27 protein-coding genes are annotated in these 25249 nt (G+C 48.5%); 6 read left to right on the forward strand and 21 right to left on the reverse strand.

Features of this window, described 5'->3' with window-relative positions:
* Nucleotides 1-95: 95 nt before the first annotated feature.
* Nucleotides 96-848 (forward strand): DNA-binding transcriptional regulator YciT, encoded by a 753-nt coding sequence (locus ACHHZ7_RS10825; protein WP_032943602.1) that lies wholly within the window; start codon nucleotides 96-98, stop codon nucleotides 846-848.
* Nucleotides 849-1116: 268 nt separating this feature from the next.
* Entirely contained in the window at nucleotides 1117-1335 is a 219-nt protein-coding gene (gene osmB / locus ACHHZ7_RS10830) for an osmotically-inducible lipoprotein OsmB (protein ID WP_003020583.1), read from the forward strand.
* A gap of 91 nt (nucleotides 1336-1426) precedes the next feature.
* On the opposite strand, the gene yciH is transcribed toward osmB, so the two are convergent.
* From yciH to pgpB, 5 genes are all read right to left on the reverse strand, one after another.
* Complete coding sequence (gene yciH / locus ACHHZ7_RS10835) at nucleotides 1427-1753, reverse strand: stress response translation initiation inhibitor YciH (protein WP_003833315.1); 327 nt, start codon at nucleotides 1751-1753, stop codon at nucleotides 1427-1429.
* Nucleotides 1754-2491, reverse strand: a complete 738-nt coding sequence (gene pyrF, locus ACHHZ7_RS10840) for an orotidine-5'-phosphate decarboxylase (RefSeq protein WP_123969796.1) — start codon at nucleotides 2489-2491, stop codon at nucleotides 1754-1756.
* A 190-nt stretch (nucleotides 2492-2681) separates the two neighbouring features.
* Nucleotides 2682-3851 (reverse strand): lipopolysaccharide assembly protein LapB, encoded by a 1170-nt coding sequence (gene lapB / locus ACHHZ7_RS10845; RefSeq protein WP_008784929.1) that lies wholly within the window; start codon nucleotides 3849-3851, stop codon nucleotides 2682-2684.
* Nucleotides 3852-3857: 6 nt separating this feature from the next.
* Nucleotides 3858-4166, reverse strand: a complete 309-nt coding sequence (locus tag ACHHZ7_RS10850) for a LapA family protein (RefSeq protein ID WP_003020595.1) — start codon at nucleotides 4164-4166, stop codon at nucleotides 3858-3860.
* Between the two features lie 149 nt (nucleotides 4167-4315).
* Nucleotides 4316-5080: a phosphatidylglycerophosphatase B gene (gene pgpB / locus ACHHZ7_RS10855; RefSeq protein ID WP_003833318.1), complete on the reverse strand. Its 765-nt coding sequence runs from the start codon at nucleotides 5078-5080 to the stop codon at nucleotides 4316-4318.
* 201 nt (nucleotides 5081-5281) lie between these two features.
* Here pgpB and ribA point away from each other — a divergent pair, with 201 nt between their 5' ends.
* Nucleotides 5282-5872 (forward strand): GTP cyclohydrolase II, encoded by a 591-nt coding sequence (gene ribA, locus ACHHZ7_RS10860; protein ID WP_003020601.1) that lies wholly within the window; start codon nucleotides 5282-5284, stop codon nucleotides 5870-5872.
* A 49-nt stretch (nucleotides 5873-5921) separates the two neighbouring features.
* Here the strand turns inward: ribA and acnA are convergent, their stop codons facing one another.
* From acnA to topA, 5 genes are all read right to left on the reverse strand, one after another.
* Nucleotides 5922-8597: an aconitate hydratase AcnA gene (acnA, locus tag ACHHZ7_RS10865; protein WP_060682132.1), complete on the reverse strand. Its 2676-nt coding sequence runs from the start codon at nucleotides 8595-8597 to the stop codon at nucleotides 5922-5924.
* A 308-nt stretch (nucleotides 8598-8905) separates the two neighbouring features.
* Complete coding sequence (locus ACHHZ7_RS10870) at nucleotides 8906-9076, reverse strand: hypothetical protein (RefSeq protein WP_164091695.1); 171 nt, start codon at nucleotides 9074-9076, stop codon at nucleotides 8906-8908.
* Between the two features lie 2 nt (nucleotides 9077-9078).
* Entirely contained in the window at nucleotides 9079-9219 is a 141-nt protein-coding gene (locus ACHHZ7_RS10875; RefSeq protein WP_213732144.1) for a YmiA family putative membrane protein, read from the reverse strand.
* Nucleotides 9220-9530: 311 nt separating this feature from the next.
* The gene (gene cysB / locus ACHHZ7_RS10880) at nucleotides 9531-10505 is read right to left on the reverse strand and encodes an HTH-type transcriptional regulator CysB (protein WP_003020610.1); all 975 of its coding nucleotides are present in this window, start codon (nucleotides 10503-10505) and stop codon (nucleotides 9531-9533) included.
* A 208-nt stretch (nucleotides 10506-10713) separates the two neighbouring features.
* Nucleotides 10714-13311: a type I DNA topoisomerase gene (topA, locus tag ACHHZ7_RS10885; RefSeq protein WP_003833325.1), complete on the reverse strand. Its 2598-nt coding sequence runs from the start codon at nucleotides 13309-13311 to the stop codon at nucleotides 10714-10716.
* Between the two features lie 398 nt (nucleotides 13312-13709).
* On the opposite strand from topA, the gene ACHHZ7_RS10890 reads away from it, so the two are divergent.
* On the forward strand, nucleotides 13710-13961 hold the full coding sequence (locus tag ACHHZ7_RS10890; protein ID WP_003020616.1) for a YciN family protein: 252 nt from the start codon (nucleotides 13710-13712) through the stop codon (nucleotides 13959-13961).
* 108 nt (nucleotides 13962-14069) lie between these two features.
* On the opposite strand, the gene sohB is transcribed toward ACHHZ7_RS10890, so the two are convergent.
* Complete coding sequence (gene sohB / locus ACHHZ7_RS10895; protein WP_032934465.1) at nucleotides 14070-15116, reverse strand: protease SohB; 1047 nt, start codon at nucleotides 15114-15116, stop codon at nucleotides 14070-14072.
* A gap of 221 nt (nucleotides 15117-15337) precedes the next feature.
* On the opposite strand from sohB, the gene ACHHZ7_RS10900 reads away from it, so the two are divergent.
* Entirely contained in the window at nucleotides 15338-16099 is a 762-nt protein-coding gene (locus ACHHZ7_RS10900; protein WP_008784935.1) for a YciK family oxidoreductase, read from the forward strand.
* Nucleotides 16096-16686 carry a cob(I)yrinic acid a,c-diamide adenosyltransferase gene (cobO, locus tag ACHHZ7_RS10905; protein ID WP_003833333.1) on the forward strand — a complete coding sequence of 197 codons (591 nt, stop codon included), beginning with the start codon at nucleotides 16096-16098 and terminating at the stop codon, nucleotides 16684-16686. The genes ACHHZ7_RS10900 and cobO overlap by 4 nt, the downstream gene beginning before the upstream one ends.
* 83 nt (nucleotides 16687-16769) lie before the next feature.
* Here cobO and rluB read toward each other — a convergent pair whose 3' ends face one another.
* The 10 genes from rluB to ACHHZ7_RS10955 all read right to left on the reverse strand — a co-directional run bounded on the left by rluB (nucleotide 16770) and on the right by ACHHZ7_RS10955 (nucleotide 24245).
* Entirely contained in the window at nucleotides 16770-17645 is an 876-nt protein-coding gene (rluB, locus tag ACHHZ7_RS10910; RefSeq protein ID WP_003020625.1) for a 23S rRNA pseudouridine(2605) synthase RluB, read from the reverse strand.
* A 211-nt stretch (nucleotides 17646-17856) separates the two neighbouring features.
* Nucleotides 17857-19707, reverse strand: a complete 1851-nt coding sequence (locus tag ACHHZ7_RS10915) for a hypothetical protein (RefSeq protein ID WP_049015510.1) — start codon at nucleotides 19705-19707, stop codon at nucleotides 17857-17859.
* Nucleotides 19708-19718: 11 nt separating this feature from the next.
* Entirely contained in the window at nucleotides 19719-19901 is a 183-nt protein-coding gene (locus ACHHZ7_RS10920) for a hypothetical protein (RefSeq protein ID WP_071845189.1), read from the reverse strand.
* 100 nt (nucleotides 19902-20001) lie between these two features.
* Nucleotides 20002-21033 (reverse strand): major capsid protein, encoded by a 1032-nt coding sequence (locus ACHHZ7_RS10925; protein WP_060682131.1) that lies wholly within the window; start codon nucleotides 21031-21033, stop codon nucleotides 20002-20004.
* 16 nt (nucleotides 21034-21049) lie between these two features.
* On the reverse strand, nucleotides 21050-21409 hold the full coding sequence (locus ACHHZ7_RS10930; protein ID WP_049015085.1) for a hypothetical protein: 360 nt from the start codon (nucleotides 21407-21409) through the stop codon (nucleotides 21050-21052).
* A complete protein-coding gene (locus tag ACHHZ7_RS10935) occupies nucleotides 21406-21621 on the reverse strand; it encodes a hypothetical protein (protein ID WP_049015081.1) in 216 nt (71 codons plus the stop codon). Before ACHHZ7_RS10935 ends, ACHHZ7_RS10930 begins: the two co-directional genes overlap by 4 nt.
* A 587-nt stretch (nucleotides 21622-22208) precedes the next feature.
* Nucleotides 22209-22553 (reverse strand): hypothetical protein, encoded by a 345-nt coding sequence (locus ACHHZ7_RS10940; RefSeq protein WP_049014256.1) that lies wholly within the window; start codon nucleotides 22551-22553, stop codon nucleotides 22209-22211.
* Entirely contained in the window at nucleotides 22546-22926 is a 381-nt protein-coding gene (locus ACHHZ7_RS10945; RefSeq protein WP_049014258.1) for a hypothetical protein, read from the reverse strand. The genes ACHHZ7_RS10940 and ACHHZ7_RS10945 overlap by 8 nt, the downstream gene beginning before the upstream one ends.
* 126 nt (nucleotides 22927-23052) lie before the next feature.
* Entirely contained in the window at nucleotides 23053-23331 is a 279-nt protein-coding gene (locus ACHHZ7_RS10950; protein WP_049014261.1) for a hypothetical protein, read from the reverse strand.
* Nucleotides 23328-24245 carry a hypothetical protein gene (locus ACHHZ7_RS10955; RefSeq protein ID WP_060682130.1) on the reverse strand — a complete coding sequence of 306 codons (918 nt, stop codon included), beginning with the start codon at nucleotides 24243-24245 and terminating at the stop codon, nucleotides 23328-23330. The genes ACHHZ7_RS10950 and ACHHZ7_RS10955 overlap by 4 nt, the downstream gene beginning before the upstream one ends.
* Between the last annotated feature and the right edge of the window lie 1004 nt (nucleotides 24246-25249).

Below are 25249 nucleotides of genomic sequence, written 5' to 3' on the forward strand. Positions count from 1 at the left end.
TGACATTAACCCTTTAATGTCGCTGCTATCAGCAAACTGCATATGAGGCAGTTTCCGTTTAATTTCCGATACGATATCGCAATAAAATTAATATTATGAATTCCCGACAACAATCTATTTTGCAGATGGTGACTGATAAAGGTCAGATGAGCGTTGCCGAACTGGCAAAAATCACCGGTGTCTCAGAAGTGACGATTCGACAGGATCTGAACACACTGGAGAAACAGAGCTATTTACGCCGTGCGCACGGTTTTGCTGTTTCATTGAACAGTGATGATGTGGAAACGCGCATGATGACTAATTTTACGCTGAAGCGTGAGCTGGCCGAATTTGCCGCATCTTTGGTAAGCCCTGGCGAGTCCGTATTCATTGAAAACGGCAGCAGCAATGCGCTCTTGGCCAGAACGCTGGCGGAGCAAAAAGATGTCACCATCATTACCGTCAGCAGCTATATAGCCCATCTGCTGAAAGAAACCCCCTGCGAAGTGATTCTCCTTGGCGGCATCTATCAGAAAAAAAGCGAAAGCATGGTGGGGCCCTTAACTCGCCAGTTTATCCAGCAGGTACACTTCAGTAAGGCCTTTATCGGCATTGATGGCTGGCAGGCTGACACCGGCTTCACCGGACGCGACATGATGCGTTCTGATGTGGTTAACGCGGTGCTGGAAAAAGGTGCAGAAGTTATTGTGCTTACTGACAGCTCAAAATTCGAAGCCATTCACCCTTACACACTAGGTCCATTAGAGCGATTCAGCCGCGTAGTCACGGATTCCAGACTCAGCGCCAGCGTACAAATGCAGCTTGAGCATTCAGGATTAACCGTCAATATCATTGATGCGAACGCATAAAATCTTCAGCAGATGATTTGTCAGTCGGCAAATCATCTCCTCTCTGAGAGTTATCTGACAGTCCAATTAAGACTTTTTACCTGTCGTTAACAGGATTAAGTCGTAAAATTAATGTTAGCGATATAACAGGAACGAACCTCCAATCTCAGGATAGTGTTTGTCATGCCTTCGCTAAACGGTTTCACGGAAATATCTTCGTTAGCCTAAATTTAGCGCTATTCTTAAAGAACACTGGATTCCGTGAATCAATAATTCAGGAGAAAGTATTATGTTAGTAACGAGCAAAAAAATGACCGCTGCCATTTTGGCGATTACTCTGGCAATGTCGCTGAGTGCCTGCTCTAACTGGTCCAAACGTGACCGTAACACCGCAATTGGTGCTGGTGCTGGTGCAATCGGTGGTGCAGTCCTGACTGACGGCAGCACGCTAGGCACGCTGGGTGGTGCTGCAGTAGGTGGTATTATTGGCCACCAGGTGGGTAAATAATTTACGGTTAAACGGCTCGATATAATAATACGTTTACTTTTTCAGGTCTGTATTATTAAAAAGCCACGGAAAAATTCCGTGGCTTTTTTTATTAACCGCCAGCCAATTTAACTTTCATTCCTTTGGCTTCCAGCAGCGATTTAATCAGGTCGCGTTTATCACCCTGTATCTCAATCACGCCATCCTTCACTGCCCCGCCGCAACCACATTTTTTCTTCAGTTCCGCAGCTAATTTGGTCAGTTCAGCATCGTCCTGATCTATTCCAGTAATCAGGCACACGCCCTTACCTTTGCGGCCACTGGTCTGTCGCTGGATACGGACAATGCCGTCGCCTTTGGGACGCTCTGGGACGGCTTTCGGTTCATCAATACGCCCGGTGTCAGTTGAGTAGACCAGACGAGAATTTGAGTCATTCATTTACGCACCTCGTTTCAGGGAGGCATTGATCATCTTCAGCGTCTGAGCCGGATCTGCCGACTGTGTGACCGGACGACCAATAACCATATAATCCACGCCAGCTGACTGTGCCTGTTCCGGCGTCATAATGCGACGCTGGTCGCCTGCCTCGCTACCTTCAGGGCGAATACCCGGCGTAACCAGTTTAAATGCCTGGCCAAATGCCTGCTTGAATCGCACTGCTTCCTGCGCGGAGCATACGACGCCATCCAAACCACAATGTTGGGTTAAGCACGCCAGCCTTTCCGCATGCTCCGCAGGTGACAACGTCACGCCTAGGTCGGCAAGATCGCTGGCTTCCATACTGGTCAGAACTGTTACTGCAATCAGCAGCGGCGCATCCTTGCCAAAAGGCGCCAGGGCTTCACGTGCGGCGGTCATCATACGCGCCCCACCTGAAGCATGAACGTTAACCATCCACACGCCAAGCTCGGCAGCTGCCGCAACGGCATGTGCGGTAGTGTTGGGAATATCATGAAATTTCAAATCAAGAAAAACGTCAAAGCCACGCTGTTGTAAATCGCGAACCAACTGAGGTCCAAAAAGCGTGAACATCTCTTTGCCCACTTTCAAACGGCAATCACGAGGATCAATTCTGTCGACAAAAGCTAATGCTTTATCACGATTGGAATAATCGAGAGCGACAACGACAGGAGAATCAGTAACAGCACGAGAAGAAGATGAAGCAGTAAACGTCATGACCAGACCTTCCTGAGGATGGGCGCCATCGGCGGCGCAAAATGGGTAAACGGCGTGCATTCTACCTGCGGCAATAGAAAATTAACAGGCGCGATTACATTTCTGCCAGGCGAATTTGGCAACGGTGGCTGAGGATGGATTGGTTACAGTTCATTAGTATGTTGTAACTAAAGTGAAGTTTTTTTAAAAATTACAGCCCATCAAGTCCGCGAATAGGCTTAATGGTTGACCATGAGCGACAGGATGGGCAGTGCCAGTACAGTGTATATGCGGTAAATCCGCACTTCTGGCAACGATACCGAGGCTTGCTGCGCACCTGCTCCCCGACCATATCGCGCAGAACCATCAGGCTCTCTTTCGCGCGCCCTTCTTCTGCTTCGTTAAGATGGTAATCCATCAACTTGTGGAACACGCGCATCGTAGGATGGCGTTGTAGCTGGCGGGTAATATAAACCTGAGCGGTATCAGTCCCCTCACGCGCTTCAAGAATATCGGCCAGCATCAGCTCTGCGGCGGCGCCAGTATTCTCCTCAACGGCCCGACGTAAAAACTCGGCCCACTCATCGTTTTTCCCCAGATGCTGGTAGCAGCTTTGCAGCATTTCCAGCGTTTCGCTGACCAGTTCTTTATCCTGAGAAATCACGCGTTGCAGACTTTCAACGGCCTTCGCGTAATCGCCTTTCACCATGTACACACGGCCCATCATGATGGAAACACGTGCACTGTTTTTGTCTGCCGCAGCCCCTTTTTTCAACAGCGTCATGGCGCGATCCATATCGTCGCTGCCCATCTGCTGTAAGGCCAGTTCGCAGTAGAAGTGAGCTATCTCGATACGTTGTTTATCTTTACCGAGCTTCACCAGGCGTTCTGCAACATCAATCGCTTTCTGCCATTCGCTGGTTGCCTGATAAATTTGCAGCAGTTGCTGTAATGCACCGACGCGAAAATCTGTTTCATCGGTAAGCTGATTAAACATGTCTTCCGCGCGGTCGTACAGACCTGCGGCCATGTAGTCGCGCCCCAGCTGTTGTACGGCCAACAAACGCTGCTCGTAGGTTAGCGAAGCACTTTCCATTAACGTTTGATGGATGCGGATTGCACGGTCGACTTCACCGCGCGAGCGAAACAGGTTTCCGAGGGTGAGATGAGCCTCAACGGTGCCCGTATCCTCTTTTAGCATATCGAGGAACAGATCCACCGCTTTGTCTTGTTGGTTGCTCAGGAGGAAGTTAACCCCGGCGACATAGTCACGGGAAAGACGGTTAGCTTCATCCTGCTTGGTTTGTTGCGCACTTCTGCGACCCATATACCACCCATAGGCAGCGGCTACAGGCAAAAGCAGAAACAACAACTCCAACATAAATAATTATTCCTTCACAACCGACGAATCGGCAGAAACCGCAACGTCGGTCGCAGGCGTAAGCTGGTTTTCCAGTCGTTTGATTTTACGTTCGGCACGCGCAAGAGACACACGAACCTTCAGCCAGAAAAGGCCGCAAATTAACCAACCAATCGCGAAACCTGCGGCAAACAATACAGCAAGCAGCGTAGAGATACGATACTCGCCCTGAGCCAGCAGGTAATTAAACGTAACCTGTTGATCGTTTTGCGCACCTAATGTCACCGAAATAACAAAAATCGCCAACACCAGTAAGAAAATGAGTAAATATTTCACATTACTTCCCGTTATGTGGTTTGAGCGAATAAATCGTGTACAACTTACCGCGTTGAGCCCTTTAAATTACCATTTTCACAACGAGTGCGAAACGGAAAAGCGCTTTCCCCTTTCTGATTTAAGGGCAAAATTCGAAAAATCAATCATGGCTAACTTTCTTGTTCACGCTGAGCGATTTCTTTTTCCTCCTGCACAGGCGGCGTTAATGGTCCGCATACCCGCTGCGCAAGCCATGTCGCCAGTGTTACCAGCAACCATGAAATCAGCGTTGCAACGACCAAATCACGGGGCCAGTGCATGCCTAATAGCAAGCGGCTGCCCATAACGCCCGTAGCCCAGATAAGTAAAAACACAATCGTCAGCGTACGTCGGCGTGGCCATAACAGCCCTACAGCCAGTAAAGCCCAACTGGCGGCAAACATCGTATGCCCTGACGGAAAGGCAAACCCTGTTTCTTTTTGCCAGTGCTTACGTAGAAACGTCGGAATATCCTGTTGTTCGGCCAATTGCTCTTTAACTAAGTGACCACGATCTTTACGTTTTAAAGTGTAGAACTCATCAACAGGGATATGGTGCGTTTTTTCCAGCCACACGACAAAGGGCCGAGGTTCCTGCACCCTGTCTTTAACCCAGGACTTCACGCCCTGACCGACTAAAATTGCCGCAGCCAGGATCGCAAACAGCATTACCGCAGCTTTCAGACGAAAACGCAGACACCACAGAAACCATGCACAGAGAACAACGTGAGTGATAATGCCCCACGGCTGCGTCACCGTTTCCGTTATCCAGTACAGAGATTTTAGCCACCAAACGTTATGTCCCGGCTGCCAGCTCCAGCCCGATACCCATACGGCAACCGGCATAATAAGTAGCAGCCCGGCCCCGACCGCAGTGCGCTTTGCAATTGACAGCATTGCCTCTCCTTTCGTCGATAAGTCTCACAATCATAACTGAAAAAAGCGCATGCCGGGGAAATTGACAATTTTGTGCCATTCCAAAAGCGAATCCGTTGTCGCGATTAGGTGAACATCGTTGCCTTATGGCAAAATAGTGCAATATAGAACAGAAGCCAACAGGCGACGGCACGACAGTGCCAGCATAATCTGGAGAATTACATGCAGCTTAAACGTGTGGCAGAAGCCAAACTGCCAACCCCCTGGGGTGATTTCCTGATGGTGGGATTTGAAGAACTGGCAACCGGACACGATCACGTCGCACTGGTTTTTGGCGATATCACAGGCCAAACGCCTGTCCTGGCCCGTGTCCACTCCGAATGTCTGACTGGCGATGCATTGTTTAGCCTGCGTTGCGATTGCGGTTTCCAGCTCGAAGCGGCTCTCACCCATATTGCTGAAGAAGGGCGCGGTATCCTGCTTTATCATCGTCAGGAAGGACGCAATATCGGCCTGCTCAATAAAATCCGCGCCTACGCGTTGCAGGACCAGGGTTATGATACCGTTGAAGCTAACCATCAGTTGGGCTTTGCGGCAGATGAGCGTGATTTCACGCTGTGTGCGGATATGTTCAAGCTGCTTGGTGTGGACGAAGTTCGTTTGCTGACCAATAACCCGAAAAAAGTGGAAATTCTGACCGAAGCTGGAATCAACATTGTTGAACGCGTGCCGCTGATTGTGGGTCGTAACCCGAACAATGAACATTACCTGGACACCAAAGCCGCCAAGATGGGACATTTGCTGGGCAAGTAATAATTGTTACCGCCGATAAAAAAGCCTGCTCTTGCAGGCTTTTTACATTCTAGCTCAACATATTACGAATCACGTAGTGCAGTATGCCATCGTTTTGGTAGTACGTTAGCTCCGTCGCGGTATCGATACGGCAGCGGCATAAAACCACCTCTTTACGTCCATCCGAGCGAACCATACTCACCGGCACTGTTGCACCCGGTTTGATGTTTTGCAGATCCGTAATATCGATCGCTTCCTCACCGGTTAGTCCCAGCGTTTTACGCGTGACGCCCTGTGGGAATTCCAGCGGTAAAATCCCCATACCAATCAGGTTAGAACGGTGAATACGCTCAAAGGACTCTGCGATAACCACGCGAACCCCCAGCAAGCGCGGGCCTTTCGCCGCCCAGTCGCGGCTGGAGCCGGAGCCATACTCTTTCCCGGCAATAACCGCCAGAGGGATATTCTCCTGTTGATATTGCATAGCCGCATCATAGATAGCCACTACCTCAGTTCCCGGCAAATGACGCGTCATCCCACCTTCCACGCCGGGTACCATCTCATTGCGAATACGAATATTGGCAAAGGTGCCACGCATCATCACTTCATGATTCCCGCGTCGTGAACCGTAGGAGTTAAAATCTTTACGCTCCACGCCGTGGCTTTGCAGATAACGACCTGCCGGGCTATCCGGCTTGATACTGCCGGCAGGAGAAATATGGTCGGTGGTGACGGAATCTCCAAGCATTGCAAGGATACGCGCACCATGAATGTCCTGGACCGGATCCGGCGTCGCCTGCATACCATCGAAGAACGGCGACAAGCGGATATAGGTTGAGTCAGACTGCCAGCCATAGGTATCAGCCCGATCAACCTGGATTGCTTTCCATTCCGGCGTGCCTTCAAACACTTCAGCATACTCTTTATGGAACATGGCGGTAGAGACCTGCTCCACGGCACGGGCAATTTCCTGAGCCGTCGGCCAGATATCTTTCAGATATACAGGATCGCCCTTTCTGTCATGCCCTAAAGGATCTTTAGTCAGATTGATATTCATATTCCCCGCCAGCGCATAGGCCACCACCAGCGGCGGAGACGCCAACCAGTTGGTCTTCACGAGCGGATGGATACGCCCCTCAAAGTTTCGGTTGCCGGAAAGCACAGCACCAACGGTGAGGTCGCCTTTTTTGATAGCTGTCTCGATAGGATCGGGTAACGGACCCGAGTTACCGATACAGGTGGTACAGCCATAACCTACAAGGTTAAATCCCAGCTCATCAAGGTATGGCGTGAACCCTGCCTGCGCCAGATAATCAGACACCACCTTCGATCCTGGAGCCAGCGAGGCTTTCACCCACGGCTGACGTTTCAGACCAAGCGTCACTGCTTTCTTCGCCAGCAGCCCCGCCGCCATCAATACGCTTGGGTTAGAGGTGTTGGTACAGGAAGTGATCGCCGCAATAACCACAGCACCATCCGGCAGCTGGTACTGGTGACCGTTCATTGTATAGTCCACTGGCTGGCGATCTTTCAGTGAGCTATTCACTTCGAGTTCATTACTCGCCGAAAACGCTTTCGGGACATCAGCCAGTGCCACCCGATCCTGCGGACGCTTCGGTCCGGCAAGGCTAGCTTCTACACTGCCCATATCCAGCTCCAGTGAACTGGTAAATACGGGTTCATCCCCAGGATTACGCCACATGCCCTGCGCTTTGGCATAGGCGCTGACCAGCTCAACCTGCTCCTCACTGCGCCCACTCAGACGCATATATTCAAGAGTGATGCTATCGATCGGGAAGAAACCGCAGGTTGCGCCGTATTCCGGTGACATATTCGCAATGGTTGCCCGGTCGGCCAGCGGTAAGGTGTCCAGGCCATCACCGTAGAATTCAACAAATTTACCGACCACGCCGTGCTTACGCAGCATCTGGGTGACGGTCAGAACCAGGTCAGTCGCGGTGATACCTTCCCGCAGCTTGCCCACCAGTTTAAAGCCCACAACATCCGGGATAAGCATAGAGACGGGTTGACCCAGCATTGCTGCTTCGGCCTCAATGCCCCCAACGCCCCATCCCAACACACCGAGACCATTAATCATTGTCGTATGGGAATCGGTTCCGACCAACGTGTCAGGGTAAGCCACCCACTCACCGTCCTGTAACTCGCTCCAGATGGCTTTGCCGAGGTATTCAAGGTTAACCTGGTGGCAAATCCCCGTTCCCGGTGGCACAACGCTGAAGCGACTAAATGCCTGCTGTCCCCATTTCAGGAACACATAACGCTCATGGTTACGTTCCATTTCCAGGCGTACGTTTTCTTCGAAAGCATCATCATCACCAAAACGGTCCACCGTTACCGAGTGGTCAATGACAAGGTCCACTGGCGAAAGCGGATTCACCTTTGCTGTATCTCCGCCCAAACGTTTCACCGCTTCGCGCATGGCGGCCAGATCGACCACCGCCGGCACGCCGGTAAAATCCTGCATCAGAACACGAGCGGGTCGATAGGCAATTTCACGATCGGCATGGGCAGTCTTCAGCCAATGCGCGAGCGCATGAATATCATCTTCGGTTACGGAATTACCATCCTGCCAACGAAGCAGGTTTTCCAGTAACACTTTCAGCGATTTTGGTAGTCGGGTGATATCACCCAGTGATTTAGCGGCCAGAGGTAAACTGTAGTAGCGGTAGGTTTTATCTTTAACCTGCAATGTGTCCTTACTGGCTTCTCGTAGGGTCGACGACATAGCTCCTCCTTAAATGACAGGGTTGGATCCCCTGATTTCCTCAGGGTTAGTATTAAAGATAACACAAACAAAATGTAACGCTTTGATAACAACTCAAATTGATAAAAGTAGCGCGCGATACAAAAGCGCGAAGTGAGGTCAATGGTAGGGAAGAAGGTCTAGCCGTGTAGATTAATAGGATGAATATTCAGCAGGCAATAGCGCAATCGATAATACGTTGATTAGGTGGCTGATGGTGAATACATGGGATAAACAATTCGATATTTAAGGCCACGAGGTAATCGTTATTATTATAAAATACCTACGAATTATTGTTTTTGTTTATCATCATCGGTTAACAGATCAATAAACGCCCGTTGTTCAGGAGAAAGATTCCAGGATTCGGGTATCTTTGGCTCCTTCTCGGCGACGGTTTTGCTCTCTTGCTCATGGTCATGAGACGCTGGCGTCACGGTAGAGTGCTGCTCCGGTGCGGACATACTTACCCCCACACGTTCCAGGCCACGAGTGCGACAATAATCCAGAATATCGCAGAGCCAAGAAACACGGCGAACCAGGCTTTACGTTTCATCGCGGGATCCCGGCGTGCAGGCTGGTTTCCTGAAGGCATCGCTAACCTCATACTATCGAAATCACTTATCATTTAGGCACCAAACAATTGGTACAATTAATCATCAGATAGGAGGAATCCTAATAAAAAAGGCAAAAAAAAGCCAGTTAATTTTCGGAGTCGATCTGATAAATAAATCAATTGTTTGATCAATTATGAATATTTGAGCGTGATTTTTGGCAAGCTGACTAATTTGAAACTACTTTAGAGAACTTTTTCCATAAATAATATATGGTTAATATATAGGAGGAGAAATAATGAATTCAGACTCCCCCGTCGGTATCACTTTATGCTTACAGATACCGACGAGGTAACAACCGTTATTATTTCTCAGGCAATTTAATATCTTTAAACATGGCTTCAATATCATCGTTGGAACGCAGCGCCACCGCCGTGTCCACCACATCACGCGTCAGATGCGGCGCGAAACGTTGAATGAAATCATACATGTAACTACGTAAGAAGGTGCTGCGACGAAAACCAATTTTGGTGGTGCTATGGCTGAAGATATCGTGCGCATCCACACGTACCAGGTCAGGATCGGAAACAGGATCAACCGCCATACTGGCAATTACACCCACGCCGAGACCCAGACGGACATAGGTTTTAATAACATCGGCATCGGTCGCGGTAAAAACAATACGCGGCTCCAGACCCGCACGGTTAAACGCGGTGTCCAGCTCCGAACGCCCGGTAAATCCAAAGGTGTAGGTCACCAGTGGATACTGTGCCAGTTCCTCAATAGAAACCGAGGATTTTCCCGCCAGCGGATGATCCGGCGTGACGACAATCGAACGGTTCCAGTGGTAGCAAGGTAACATCACCAGATCGTCATACAGATGCAGGGCTTCCGTCGCGATGGCAAAATCCGCATTCCCTTTCGAGACGGCTTCGGCAATTTGCGTCGGCGATCCCTGATGCATATGCAATGAAACACGAGGATATCGCTCAATAAAACCCTTAATCACGTTCGGCAAAGCGTAACGTGCCTGGGTGTGCGTGGTGGCGATATACAGCGAGCCTTTATCCGGCCAGGTATGTTCGCCAGCAACGGACTTAATAGCATCTACCTTAGACAGTACTTCACGCGCAATACGGATGACTTCCTGCCCCGCTGGCGTAACCTGGGTCAGATGCTTACCACTACGGGCGAAAATCTGGATGCCAAGTTCATCTTCCAGCATACGAACTTGCTTACTGATACCGGGCTGAGAGGTATAAAGCCCTTCCGCCGTTGAGGAGACATTAAGGTTGTGGTTCACCACCTCAACAATGTAGCGAAGCTGCTGTAATTTCATGTTATGCCATCCCGATTCGCGCCATCATATCATCGTTTCAGTGCAGGCTCGTGGGCGCTGCTAATACGATTTAATAATAAAAAGACTGTTAACTATAACCACTATATCATTTATATGTCCGCTGTATAGGTATGACAAAAAATAATATGCCAGAAACAAAAAGGGCCGCTTACGCGACCCTTTGAGGAGAAATTCAGCCGAAACGCTGTTATTTCTTCCCTTCTACCCATTTACCGTCAACGAAGAACGCGGACCAGCCAGTTGCCTTACCGTCTTTCTCAGCGGCAACGTATTGCTGCTTGGTTTTACGGCTGAAACGAACCATAGACTTGTTACCATCCGGGTCAGTTTGCGGCGCATCTGCCAGATAACGCAGTTTTTCCGGCAGGCGATCGCGGAAGCGGTACAACTCTTCCACCAACGGCGCACGAGTCTCACGTGATTTCGGGAACGTATTGGCCGCCAGGAAGATACCTGCAGCACCATCACGTAACACGAAATACGCGTCAGATTTTTCACACGGCAGTTCCGGCAGCGGAACCGGATCTTCTTTCGGCGGAGCAACTTCACCGTTACGCAGGATCTTACGGGTGTTTTTACACTCGTCGTTAGTACACGCCATGTACTTGCCGAAACGTCCCATTTTCAGGTGCATTTCAGAACCACATTTTTCGCACTCTACGATAGGACCGTCATAACCCTTGATACGGAATTCACCCTCTTCGATCTCGTAGCCGTCGCAGGTTGGGTTATTACCACACACATGCAATTTACGCTTAGGATCGATGAGATAACTGTCCATTGCCGTACCGCACTTCTGGCAGCGGCGTTTGGCGCGCAATGCGTTCGTTTCCGCGTCATCGCCTTCCAGCACGTTCAATACTTCGTTTTCCGGCACCAGGTTAATGGTGGTTTTGCAACGCTCTTTCGGGGAAAGTGCGTAGCCGGAGCAACCAAGGAAAACGCCGGTACTGGCGGTACGAATACCCATCTTGCGTCCGCAGGTCGGGCAATCAATGCTAGTCAGCACCATCTGGTTCGGACGCATACCGCCTTCTTCAGGATCTTTCTCGGCTTTATCTAACTGCTGAGTAAAATCAGTGAAGAAGTTGTCGAGTACGCCCTTCCATTCGGCTTCGTGATTCGCCACCTGGTCGAGGCTGTCTTCCATCTGCGCGGTAAAATCGTAGTTCATCAGCTCGCGGAAGTTTTCTTCCAGACGATCGGTGACGATTTCACCCATTTTTTCAGCGTAGAAGCGACGGTTTTCAACGCGAACATAGCCGCGATCCTGAATCGTAGAGATGATCGACGCATAGGTGGATGGACGACCAATGCCACGCTTTTCAAGCTCTTTAACCAGCGAAGCTTCACTGAAGCGCGCAGGCGGCTTGGTGAAATGCTGCGCAGGTGTCAGCTCGATAAGCGTCAAGGTATCGCCTTTGTCCACCGCCGGTAAGATGCGATCTTCATCGCCCTTACGCAGCGCTGGCATCACTTTGGTCCAACCATCGAAGCGCAGAATACGACCACGCGCTTTCAGACGGAAATCACCCGCACCCACGGTCAGGGTGGTAGAGTCATATTTCGCTGGCGTCATCTGACAAGCAACAAACTGGCGCCAGATCAGCTGATACAGTTTTTGCGCATCGGCTTCCATATCTTTCAGCGACTCCGCCAGTACGGCGACATCGGAAGGACGGATAGCTTCGTGTGCTTCCTGCGAGTTCTCTTTGCTGGCGTACTGGTTCGCGCTCTCCGGCAAATATTTTTTGCCAAAATTATCACTGATGTAATCGCGAACCATAGTGACAGCATCCTGGCTCAGGTTGGTTGAGTCAGTACGCATGTAAGTGATGTAACCCGCTTCATACAAGCGCTGCGCCATCATCATGGTTTTCTTCACACCAAAGCCCAGACGCGTGCTCGCAGCCTGCTGTAGCGTGGAGGTAATGAACGGTGCGCTCGGCTTGCTGCTGGTCGGTTTATCTTCACGTTCCAGGACGCTATAGCGCGCTTTTTCCAACAGGCTAACAGCGGCAAGCGTTTGTTCCCGATTTACAGGACGGAACGGTTTATCATTTTGATGCGTCACCTCAAGCGGCAACGCGTCGCCGCCCGGCGTGGTCGTGTTAGCATCAATTTCCCAGAACTCTTCTGGAACAAATGCTTTGATTTCGCGTTCACGCTCAACCACCAGACGCACAGCCACAGACTGTACGCGACCGGCAGACAGACCACGCGCAATTTTTTTCCACAGCAGTGGCGACACCATATAGCCCACAACACGGTCCATAAAGCGGCGCGCCTGTTGCGCATTAACACGATCGATGTTCAACTCGCCCGGTTTTTCAAACGCCTGGCGAATAGCATTTTTGGTAATTTCGTTAAACACCACGCGGCTGTAGCGGGTGTCGTCGCCACCGATGACTTCCCGCAGGTGCCATGCAATGGCTTCCCCTTCGCGGTCAAGGTCGGTTGCGAGATAGATGTGGTCGGCTTTTTCAGCCAGTTGCTTCAGTTCAGAAACAACTTTCTCTTTACCAGGCAGCACTTCATAGCGCGCATCCCAGTTGTGCCACGGGTCAACACCCATACGGTTGACGAGAGCGCCACGTTCATCCTTTTTGGGCTTTTTAGCCGTTTTGGTGGAGGTTGAGTCGGCGCTCTTTTTAGTTGCTGAGCCACTGGTCGGCAAATCACGGATATGACCGACGCTGGATTTCACCACGTAGTCATTACCCAGATACTTGTTGATCGTTTTGGCTTTTGCCGGGGACTCAACGATGACAAGAGCTTTACCCATATTCACCTTTACCTAATTTGATTCTTCCAGAATGCGTCGCACGTTGATTCACCTTCCACTGGCGACGAGACATCGATATGGTCTCTGCGTCGGCGGATATCAACCCCTTAAACTGTTTCGCGCTTGTAATGTAACTCTCATGTAACTGAGTTAACAGGCTTTTTTTCTCACAAACGCTCTAGCACGACGAAGTATTGGTCGAATGTCAAGCAAATCTGTTGCCAGATTGACGAAAGCGTCACACTGTACCTGATAAAATGCGTTACGCAACTTTATTAGCATGCAAAAACAAATCTCGCCAGTTGTAACACTGTCGTAAAACCTTCATTTATGTCAGGGAATATTTGCCCATAAGGCGGGCTCAGCGTAGACTAATGTCCTTGTTTAAGGAGTAAATCATGCATAAAGACACTCAACCCATCGATCGCGAAACACTGCTGATTGAAGCCAACAAAATCATTCGTGAGCATGAGGACACGCTGGCGGGGATTGTCGCCACCGGCGTTACGCAGCGAAACGGCGTGCTGGTTTTCAGCGGAGATTACTTTTTAGACGAGCAAGGGCTACCAACGCCCAAAAGTACGGCTGTGTTTAATATGTTTAAACACCTGGCGCACGTACTTTCTGAAAAGTATCACTTGATCGATTAACTCGAGAAATAATTTGCCGGATGGCGGCAACGCCTTATCCAGCCTACATTGATGCCTATTTGTAGGCCGGATAGGATATGTGAGCATCGCTATCCGGCAATGACAATTTTACATCAGTGGCTTCTGCCCCCGCTGCCACCAGCGCATCAGCAAACGATCGGCGCTCTCCGCCGCACTACCGGTAAAACGATCCATCAGCTTTTTACGCTGCAGATAGCGAACGTTCAACACTTCACGACCTTCCATCAGCCCGAGGATCACCTCATCGCTGGTATTGATCTCATCCACCAACCCATTTGCCAGCGCCTGTTGACCAAACCAGTGTTCACCCGTGGCAACCTGCTCAATGTCCAGGGTCGGGCGCATACGATGGACAAAATCTTTAAACAGATGATGCGTTTCGTTCAGATCTTCACGGAATTTCTGCCGCCCTTCTTCCGTGTTCTCGCCAAGCAGCGTCAGCGTACGCTTGTACTGTCCGGCGGTGTGCAGTTCGATATCAATATCTTTCCCTTTCAGGAAGCGGTTAAAGTTCGGGATCTGCGCCACCACGCCAATTGAGCCGACGATAGCAAACGGCGCCGAGACAATTTTATCTGCCACGCAGGCCATCATATATCCGCCGCTCGCCGCGACTTTATCTACCGTGACGGTCAGCGGGATCTGCTTATCGCGCAGGCGTTGTAACTGGGACGCAGCCAGGCCATAACCATGTACCACACCGCCCGGGCTTTCCAGACGAACCACAACCTGATCCTGAGGTTTAACAACCGCCAGTACCGCCGTCACCTCTTCGCGTAATGCGCTGACCTCATGAGCATCCATACTGCCTTTAAAATCAAGCACCCATACACGAGGTTTATCTGATGACGTACTGTCACCCAGTTTTGCTTTTGCCTTGGCAGCCTTCGCCTCCAGCTTCTGTTTCTTTTTCTGCGCCTTATGCCAGAATTTTTGCTGATGCCCATCCAATAAGGCCAGCGACAGGTCTTCCTTCATCTCTTTATATTGATCGCTGAGGTTAATAACCCGCAATTCCCCACGCTGACGTTTGCGTTGTGTCGCGTTTACGATCAGCATCACCACCACTGCAATAGCCACCACGACAGTGACAATTTTTGCCAAAAACAGCCCATATTCAGACAACAATTCCACGAGACCCACCTTGGTTAAACAACGCGACTTCCGCTCAGTGTACAACAGGCGTGTCACCTCGTCTTGCTTCATACATCCAGTGCTGAATCAGTAAAAAGCATGACAAAGCGTTCATTTTGCGGTGTTATTGCCTTTGGCTGATTGAAAAAGAACAGGGTTTAAGGCATAAAGCCCAAAAGTTATTGCGAACGAGATGGCCAGGGCATCGCCGAGGAGTAGCCGTGCATTACCAACCTAAACAAGACCTTTTACAGGGCCGCATTATTCTTGTCACCGGTGCCAGCGATGGTATCGGACGCGAAGCCGCGCAGACCTATGCACGCTATGGCGCGACCGTTATCCTGCTTGGGCGTAACGAAGAAAAACTGCGTCAGGTTGCCCGCACTATCGCCGATGAAAACGGAACACAACCACAGTGGTTTACACTGGATTTACTGACCTGTACCTCTGAAGAATGTCACCAGCTTGCACAGCGCATTGCCGCACATTTCCCACGTCTGGATGGCGTACTGCATAACGCCGGATTACTCGGCGATATTTGCCCAATGAGTGAACAAAACCCGCAGGTCTGGCAGGATGTGATGCAGGTAAATGTGAATGCCACTTTTATGCTGACTCAGGCATTGCTGCCGTTGTTACTCAAATCCGATGCCGGATCGCTGGTCTTTACCTCTTCCAGCGTCGGCCGCCAGGGACGCGCCAATTGGGGGGCGTATGCCACCTCAAAATTTGCTACCGAAGGGATGATGCAGGTTCTGGCTGATGAGTATCAAAACCGTCATCTGCGCGTAAACTGTATCAATCCTGGTGGAACACGAACTGGCATGCGAGCCAGCGCATTCCCCACGGAAGATCCACAAAAATTGAAAACTCCCGCCGATATTATGCCGCTCTACCTGTGGCTGATGGGCGATGACAGCCGCCGTAAAACCGGTATGACTTTTGACGCCCAGCCGGGCCGTAAACCAGGAATTGCCCAATGAGTGAAGAACGCTATCAGCAACGTCAACAGCGCGTAAAAGATCGGGTTGACGCACGCGTTGCCGCCGCTACGGACGAGCGCGGGATCATCATCGTATTCACCGGAAATGGTAAGGGTAAAACCACCGCCGCATTCGGTACCGCCACGCGCGCGGTGGGCCACGGTAAAAAAGTCGGCGTCGTACAATTTATTAAAGGTACGTGGCCAAACGGAGAACGTAACTTACTTGAACCCCACGGCGTAGAGTTTCAGGTTATGGCGACAGGATTTACCTGGGAAACGCAAAACCGTGAGTCCGACACCGCGGCCTGTATGGCCGTGTGGGAACACGGTAAGCGGATGCTGGCCGACGATGAACTGGATATGGTGGTGCTGGACGAGTTGACCTATATGGTGGCATACGACTATCTGCCGCTTGAAGAGGTCATCACTGCCCTAAACGCGCGCCCTGCCCATCAAACGGTGATTATCACCGGCCGTGGATGTCATCGCGATATTCTGGAGTTAGCGGATACGGTCAGCGAGTTGCGCCCGGTCAAGCATGCGTTTGAAGCGGGCGTGAAGGCCCAGATAGGGATTGATTACTGACAGTAGGCCGGATAAGGCGCTTGCGCCGCATCCGGCTCCACGCTAACGCCTGATGGCGCTTTGCTCATCAGGCCTACTCATGATTAACCGTTGTTGCTACGACCACCCGGACGACGGCTACTACCGACCTGTGAGTGACGCTTCACCGCACGACGGATCTGATTTGCCTTCATGCGACGACGATCTTTCTCGACGGCAACTTTAGATGTCGTTTCCGGCTTCAGCTCCACCAGTTCACGCAGATAGTTGGTCTGCGCGAGGTCAAGCTCGGTCCAGCCACCACGCGGCAGGCCTTTCGGCAGCGGGATATCACCGTAACGAACACGAATAAGACGGCTTACCTGTACACCTACAGCTTCCCACAGGCGACGGACTTCACGGTTACGCCCTTCGGTCAGCGTGACGTTATACCACTGGTTGATCCCTTCACCACCGCTGAATTTGATCGTTTTAAATGCCGCCGGACCATCTTCCAGCTGTACGCCACGACTCAGATCGCGCAGTTTGGCATCATCAACCTGACCAAACACACGTACCGCATATTCACGTTCAACTTCACGGCTTGGGTGCATCAGACGGTTAGCCAGTTCACCATCGGTGGTAAACAGCAGTAAACCGCAGGTATTCACGTCCAGACGCCCTACGGCAATCCAGCGCGCATCACGCAGTTTTGGCAAACGATCGAACACGGTCGGACGACCTTCCGGGTCGTTACGGGTACACAGTTCACCTTCTGGCTTGTAATAGGCCAGAACGCGGCAGATTTGCTCCGCAGACTCTTTAACCGAAATCAGATGACCGTCGATACGGATTTTCAGACCCGGAGTGACTTCAACGCGATCGCCGAGCGTGGCAATTTTGCCATCAACGCTCACGCGACCCGCGGCAATAATAGATTCGATTTCACGGCGAGAACCGTGGCCAGCGCGCGCCAGCACTTTTTGTAACTTTTCGCTCATAGAGCTTCCTTTAGATGTCGCCTTCACAGGCGTCGATATATGATCAGCAAATCTTTATAAATCAATACATTAGCATGTTTAGATGAAAGCCATTATACGCGATGTTCACCACATTGTAACCTACTTTGTTGTACACCATGTGCATCACTTTAACCGTAGATGTTGATCATATTTTACGCAAAGAAAAAGGAGCGGAAGCTCCTTTGATATATCAACCACCAGTGCTACTTTGACCACTCATCATTGAAAGCGTAAGCGATTGCATGAAACTGGCTTGCGAACTTCTCGCCGTAAAATCCACATACTCACTCAAGCGACCTGTGTCAGATTGAATCGTTAGCGGTACTTCCGGCGCTACCGTTAGATTGAATACAGGGGAAAGGTTATAAGCTGGCGCATTACCGCTGCCAAGTAGCATTGCACTTTCACGTAGCGACTCACCAGACATGCTATATTGATTAACTGCTGTTCCTGCTTGCTGACTTCCAATACCCAGCCAATCCATAACCACTGGACCCACTGCACGGGTATCAAACCCAGTTCTATCAGCGATCCACTGTGCAGCATCATTGGCAGATCCAGTAACAGCGCCATCGTATAGAGCCTGGGCTGCTGGCTTTTGTGTATCAAAAAACCATTCAGGGAAGCGCTGGCGTAGAGCACTATTCAGATCAGCCACTACACCTGAGATCTCAGAAACAAACCCCGTCACCTGAGATGCCAGATTGCCCAGCCCCTCACCTAACAGCCCTGCATTCTGGTTAATCACCTGTGTATTTTTCACAAGTTCATCACCACTATCAGCAAAACCACGCATGAAGCCCGTAAACATCTGATTATCTACACCGTTGAGCAAATTCCCCATAGCCACAGATAAATCACCAAACTTGTAAGTAAGGGCTATCTGATCATCTGATAGTGTTTGCCCTGAATCGACAAGCCCTTTCAGGGTGGCATTAAACTGCTCGCCGTTGTTCTTGAAGAGGTCTATATAGTGCGCCCCATCGTCGAAGATGTTTTCCAGAAGGTGGGCTAACTCCCCGTCTTTCATTCCACGACGCTGACCTTCATTTACTACTGCCTGTAAAAAACCGAGTGGGTTCTCTTCATATTGGACAATATTGGACTTACTCCAACCAAACTTGTTAAGGATTTCTTCAGTGTTTGTGTTGCCGCCCTTCCATTTCCCAGACTTCTGATCAAATTGGCTATTCATAAGGGTTTCACTGATTTTCTCTCGGGTATCTTTCCCAAAACCATCGGTGATCTTGTCAACAGACGCACTGTCCACGCCATTTTGCTTCCCCCAGGTTACAATCGTTTTAACAGCATTCGGGTTTAGCCTGGTACGCTCAGACATTCGGATAAGTTCAAGATTTTCATTCCCTTTATCAATAATGCGTTGTCCCACGCCCAGAGATCCTGCTGTCAATACAACACTACCCAATATATTTCCCATTCCTAGGGAATGACTTGCTTTAGAATGTTTAAGCTTCTCTGTTGCCGCTGCATACTGTGTACGCTGTGCTTGAACAACTTTAGCCTGTTGTGCAGCTTCTCTACGTAAAAGCGTAGTACGCTCGCGGATCAGAGCATTCATACGCTGTGAGCTAATATTGCCTTTTGCATACTCTTCTGTTTGCTTCTGGATGAAACGTAACGCTTCATAATGCTGTTTAGTGTTAAGTCCATATTTACCTTTAATACCGGACACCTGAAGACCTGCATGGCGTAGCTTGAGTTCTGCTGTCTCCTGACGCTTTTGTAGCTGTTGCTGTGCTCTCAGATTTGCTTTTTCATCCTTTGCTCTCTGCTTCTCTGCTGCACGTTGTGCTTTCAGTTCGGCAGTGTCACGGGGTTTATCATTAAAGCGTGCATCATCGACCTGCTGTCGGGCTTTCTGTCTGCGTTGTTTCTGAGTCTTGAGGCGAATTTTGGGATCTTTGATCTTAGAGAAATGACGTTGCAAGTTGTCTGCTGCTTTCTTTGCTTCGGCAATACTTTGCTTGTCAACGGTGAATGTCACCGTATTACGGATTTGGCTGACGTTCAGCTCAAGCATTATTCACCGCCTTACTTTTCTAAAAAATGATGGATAGCCTGTTCGACCGTTTCACCACGGAATATCCGTGATCTAACACCTGTATATGAAATATCAAGCAGATCGCACAAAGATTTTAGTTTTAATAATCCTTCTGCATCATCAGCGCTGACTCGTACATGTAACCCACGATTGGATTTAATAATCATTTCCACTTAAATATCCTCATTATGATCTGGAAATAAAAAAGGGATGCCACCAGAGTCACATTAGCACTGTGGGTTAGTAAGCATCCCTCATTAAAAAGCCTGAATATTAAGCAGTGATAGTGATCTTCACCTGCATACCTAAACAGTGGTTAACAGGTAATGCGCTGTTTTCGTGCATAACGTGGTAAGCATCACCGCGCTCACTCAGGTAGCCCCAAGAGTAATATTCAGCAGGTGCAGCATCTATCAACGCGAAATTGCCAGAGGCAGCGCCGTAGATGTTCTGATATGCGTTTGTGCCTTTGCTGAATACAGGAACCGCCACCATATCGGCATCATCTGGCATCTGTGCGAGGATCAGCGGATCTGTGGTTTTAACTACATCGATAGGCGCACCAGGCAGGCTAAAAGTTGAAACGCCAGGTAGAAGCTCATGACGCTGGTAGAACAGATTACGCTCATCGTATGGTGCTACATACTGGAACACCTTAGACATACTGTCAGAGAAGCGGATCTGGCTGAATGCAGCAGGTTTGGCGAATACGATCACTCGTTCAATCTGTCCAGCCTGCCCACCTGCGGCAGCCTGAATCTTGTCCAGAATGGCATCAAAATCTTGTGCCGCCGTCGCTGTGCTCACACTGGCTGTCATTGGCACAACGCCAAACAGTTCAGCATAAGAGATCAGCAGGTCATCAGTTGCAGGGGTGTACACTTCACCTTTGAACAGTGCACGGGCCAGGTAAGATTCACGGGTACGCAGATAAGCAATCTTATGTTTCCCGGTGTATTCGGTGTACAGGTCGGTAACGGTTTGTTCGTAGTCCGTTCCCTGCACTCTGCGGCCTTGTACATCTACAGGTTTAAACTCATCTTCCCTTGCAAACCAGGGGATCTCGATAAGGTATTCTTTGCCATTCTGACGGGCTGTAGTGTCGTGGTTTGAGGAATAACGGCTCTGTGGCATGTTAAACAGGCTGTAGTTATCATCAAGAAGCTGTGTTACTACCACTTTCGGACTCTGAACGCCTACCCCGTCGAAGAGGTCGAGGGCATTCATAAGGTAGTTCCGTTCTGGTAGAGCCTGGAAGATTGGCGCTAAGTCCACCATCTCACGCCCAATTGCGATTTTAGTCATTAGTGATCATCCTTGATTAAGAAGTGAAGAATGGACGGCATACGAACCCTTTGGATTCGAGCGCGGTGATAGCTGCGACGTGATTCGCAGCGTTCAGATTGTCGGCTTTCAGTGCTACGAAACTGCCAACGTTTGGCGCACGTAGGACATTCACGGTTTTACCGCCGCCAGCGCTGACGAAATCGGACACCACCACAAAGGCATCAGCGCCAGAGGTGTACAGAGCACCATCAGCGCCGATAACGTCACCACACTGAATATCCGCTGGCAGGTCGAAAACATGACCTTCGACGGCTGCAAAAGAATCCGTGGCGTAACTCACTACGTCGGTAAAACTTTTACGAATGAGGAAAAGTTCGGTTAGGTCTACAATCATTGTTGTTTTATTTCCTTTGATTTGATTGCGATCCGTTCCTGCATACTTATTTGAGTTGTATCCTCAGAAGGAAAACACTGTTCTACAGCTTTTTCTATTTCTTCTACGGTGCATCCTGCTATTTCAGCCACTTTAGCTATTAGTTCAGGATTAACTTGAATCACTTCAGATTTGTATTTCAGGACTCGGTCGCGATTATTTAATAGAAACATTATTGTTCCTTCGCATTTTTTCATACAACATTATTGCTGCACGATGAATAATAAAAAGAGGCGATTAACCCCATGGAGAGAATGATTTTGCTAGAAATCATTATTAACATCATTACCAATGAAGGAACGAGGTTAAGAATAAAATATAAAAAAGAACCCCCGTTTATTTATCTTAGGAGATTTAAAAGATCGGGGGTACTTTGCGTCTGTTAAACGTGAAGCCCTCACGCTGGCAATAACAGATCATTTATTTCATCATCTATATATTCTTTTAACAGATAATATAAAAAGTTATAAAAGCTTTCGTTGAAAACATCTGCTTTATTATCTGAAAGCGGAGATACGGCGGTGATTGTTCATAGCGCCAACACAAAGACGATATGACCGCTGTATTCCTTTGATAATAATGACAAAGAAAATAGCCAGAAAGTTTTCAGGGAGGGATCCCACAGTTCGGGAGAACAAAGCCCCACTTATTGGAGAATGGTGCTCCGAAAGAAGTTGCAACAACTTACACTATTTATCATTTTTTATTATACAACATTTTTGCTTTATTGTCAATATTTTTATTTATTAGATATGCATTTTTATGCAATAGGCTTCGTAAGTACCTCATTCCCAATCTCAAGCGAAAGATCCATAAGTTCCTGAGTTATCCACTGAAAGGAATAAGAAAGTTCCTTAAGATCGTTTTCTACACACCAGGCCTCTTCCTGTGTGATTGTGCTACCGTCATACTCCACCAGAAGCACTGTAACCCTCAGGAGATGCACCAGAGCGATTATCCCCTTCTCTGCCTGAGAAACAGCTCTCAGGAGCACCTGTGGCGTTCTTTCACGGTGTGTATCATTAACAAGCTGGAGAACAGGCATATGCCACGCATCGTGGAATGAGTTTAGCAATGCGGTAACAGTGCTCATTGTATTAGTCATTACTGATTATTTCCTTATTATCAAATAAAATATCAACGTCTTGAATATGACGGAATAAAGAATTTATGGTGATATAACCGACATAATCTGTGTAATGTTCAGCGAATAGTTGCCACCGTTTTAAATGGCTGCTATCGACAAGGTATTCTTTCCTACTGCGTGGTTTATAGAAGACATTCTCAGAAGAGGCTAAAATATCCTGCAATAGTTCAAACTCTGATCCGGTTGGAACCGTTGGAGGGTGTTCTATTACTTCTGTTATCCATTCACCTGGAATAGACTCTCGTGATTGTTCTTTCAGCTTATGACTGTATTTAGGGCTAACGCGTACTGTTTTTTCAATACGTATTAAGTTGTTTCTTCTTTTACCCATTATTCCTCTCAGGAGGAAATACCCATTTTCTTGTTAATATCCAGGTGGCATAGAATGCAAAGAACCAGTAGAAAGCAATAATCATATGTTATTTCCCGATTGTGTTATTTAGATTCGTGTTGCTGATCATTCATTTGAATAGATGATCTCATAATCCGAAACTATAGATTTTATAGTTACGTCGAAATACCCTGTTTCTTTAAAATCAATCATACCGAAAGATTTAAGGGAATGTAGCCAGAACATTACACCACCTTGCGAACATCCAGCGCGTTCGATAATGTCATCGTATCGGATTTTGGTTGGTTTGGATTTGTAGAAGTATTGCAATGTTTCTAATACACGCTTTCCAGCGTCGTTAATCTGAATACGGGTGATTCCGTTTTTTACTAAGTATTGGATCAATGTATTCTCCTTGTTTTCTTAGTGGTTTCTCTTAATAAGGTTTGGTATTGAGCCGGTGTGATTAACTCACGAATGAAATCACTCTCAGATGTTGCCGGGTTTAATAACCTGCTCAATGTCTGATTTTCTGCTGCAAGCCTCACTCCTTCGCCGTGGGCGTTGTCGTAGAGCGTGATCTCTGCATACCATTCATTAGAATAAGGTTGATTGGCCTTATAACCGTGTTCAATGTGCCAGGCATCATAGGCAACCATTGCAGCCCCCGTGAGTATATCGAGCACGTCAGAGCGTTTTACGGGGCGTTTACGCTCCAGAATCGGAAAGCCCTGCATGTGTCCAGATAAGTAGCGGTTTGCTAAATCGCCTTTCCAGACAAACGAAGGATTAACCCACACCTTTAGCACGCCTTTCTGGTGCTCAGCTTTATCAACCTTGATGTAGTGTTTACGTTCAAGACCAGATAAAACACGATTGAGGTGGTCCGGCGTGGTGTTCAGTATTGCGCACAGATCCGCACGTTTTATAAATGCTACGTTTCGCCTGTCAACTTCGTTACACAATGCAAATACTTTCGTGAAATCTTGCTTGCTTAAAACATCTGCGTATTCCTTGATCCCGTTATAGACTGCATTTCCTGGAAGGTCGCCCAGCTTATTAGCGTATTCACGGTGGGCCTGTCTTGATTTGGCGGTGTCTGCTGTCGAGTAGCTCAAATGCAGATCCTGAACAATGCCACCATCAAGCAAATATTCTATCGAGTCGTAGTGAAGAATTTCACCACTTTCCATATCGACAACGTAGAGAACATTATCAATAACGGTGAGATTTTGGGATTGTCTGGAAAATGCTGAAAGCGGGTGATCGTATTGTGGGGTATCTCTGAAAAAATAACCGTCTTCGTATGCTTGAATCAATGTTCCTCCTTAGTTGGTATTTTCCTTTCGGTGTTGGTCATAACGGATAAGTGCAGATTGAAACATTTCCATTCGGTCTGTATACCCTCTCGATTTTGCTGCTTGCATTGATGCGTAAATAACGTGGCGTTTCACTTCGCCGTTTACCAGGTCATTAAACACCTGGTCACTGCTGTAATACTTCAATAATGGCCTCCTTCGGATTTTGGATGCAAAAAGCCCCAGGCAGTTACCCCGCCCAGGGCTGAAAAGTTTCAGAAGGTTTTCTCCCCTTCATACTTACCATAGTACACTATTTCACTAACGTTTGTCAATACCCAAACGGTGATTTCGTAAAATATTTTTGATTATTTTCAACATGTTGAATTTTTGCTTTGCGATTAGTGCTCTTTATACCAGGAATAGATGGTTGCTGTCAATCAAAATCCGTGGTAGAAGTTGCCACCATAGAAGACAGCCCTGCCTTCCATTCACGAACACCATCTCGCCATTTCTTGAGAAAAAAAGTGAAAAATGGCGATTTTCACACTATTTTTCCCTTTAAATACAGATACCTACCAAATTCGCTATAATAGTAGAGAGATTCTCTCTCTGCACTGAAGTGCATCAGCACGAGACAATCAGTGATGATTGGATTGGGATGTTTGCACGTATGGTAATGTCATAGCTACCTTGCACCAGATAAACAGACAGCCTAAAGGATTTAGGGTGGTTGTTTGGTTGGTGGTTAATCAAGATCGGTGGATGACATTAGGCAGGAATGCCATTGGATCATTGCAGAGTGTTGTTAATGGCGGCGTAGTCGCTGTATGGCATTAAGCAAAGTTTGGGCGGTAGTAGCCCAAGAGATAGAATACCGATTAACTAACTTTAAGTTAGTTGGGTTTAATGGGGTTATGTTTGGGAGCGTAGCGCGCATAACAAGCATCTGTACAGGAGAAGCACCTTTGATAAAGGTAACTTGCCAAAAATACTCTCTCCTGTAATGGCTATCTTACATGCGC

Source organism: Citrobacter freundii complex sp. 2024EL-00216 (assembly GCF_043945515.1).
In the GTDB taxonomy this organism is placed as follows: domain Bacteria; phylum Pseudomonadota; class Gammaproteobacteria; order Enterobacterales; family Enterobacteriaceae; genus Citrobacter; species Citrobacter portucalensis.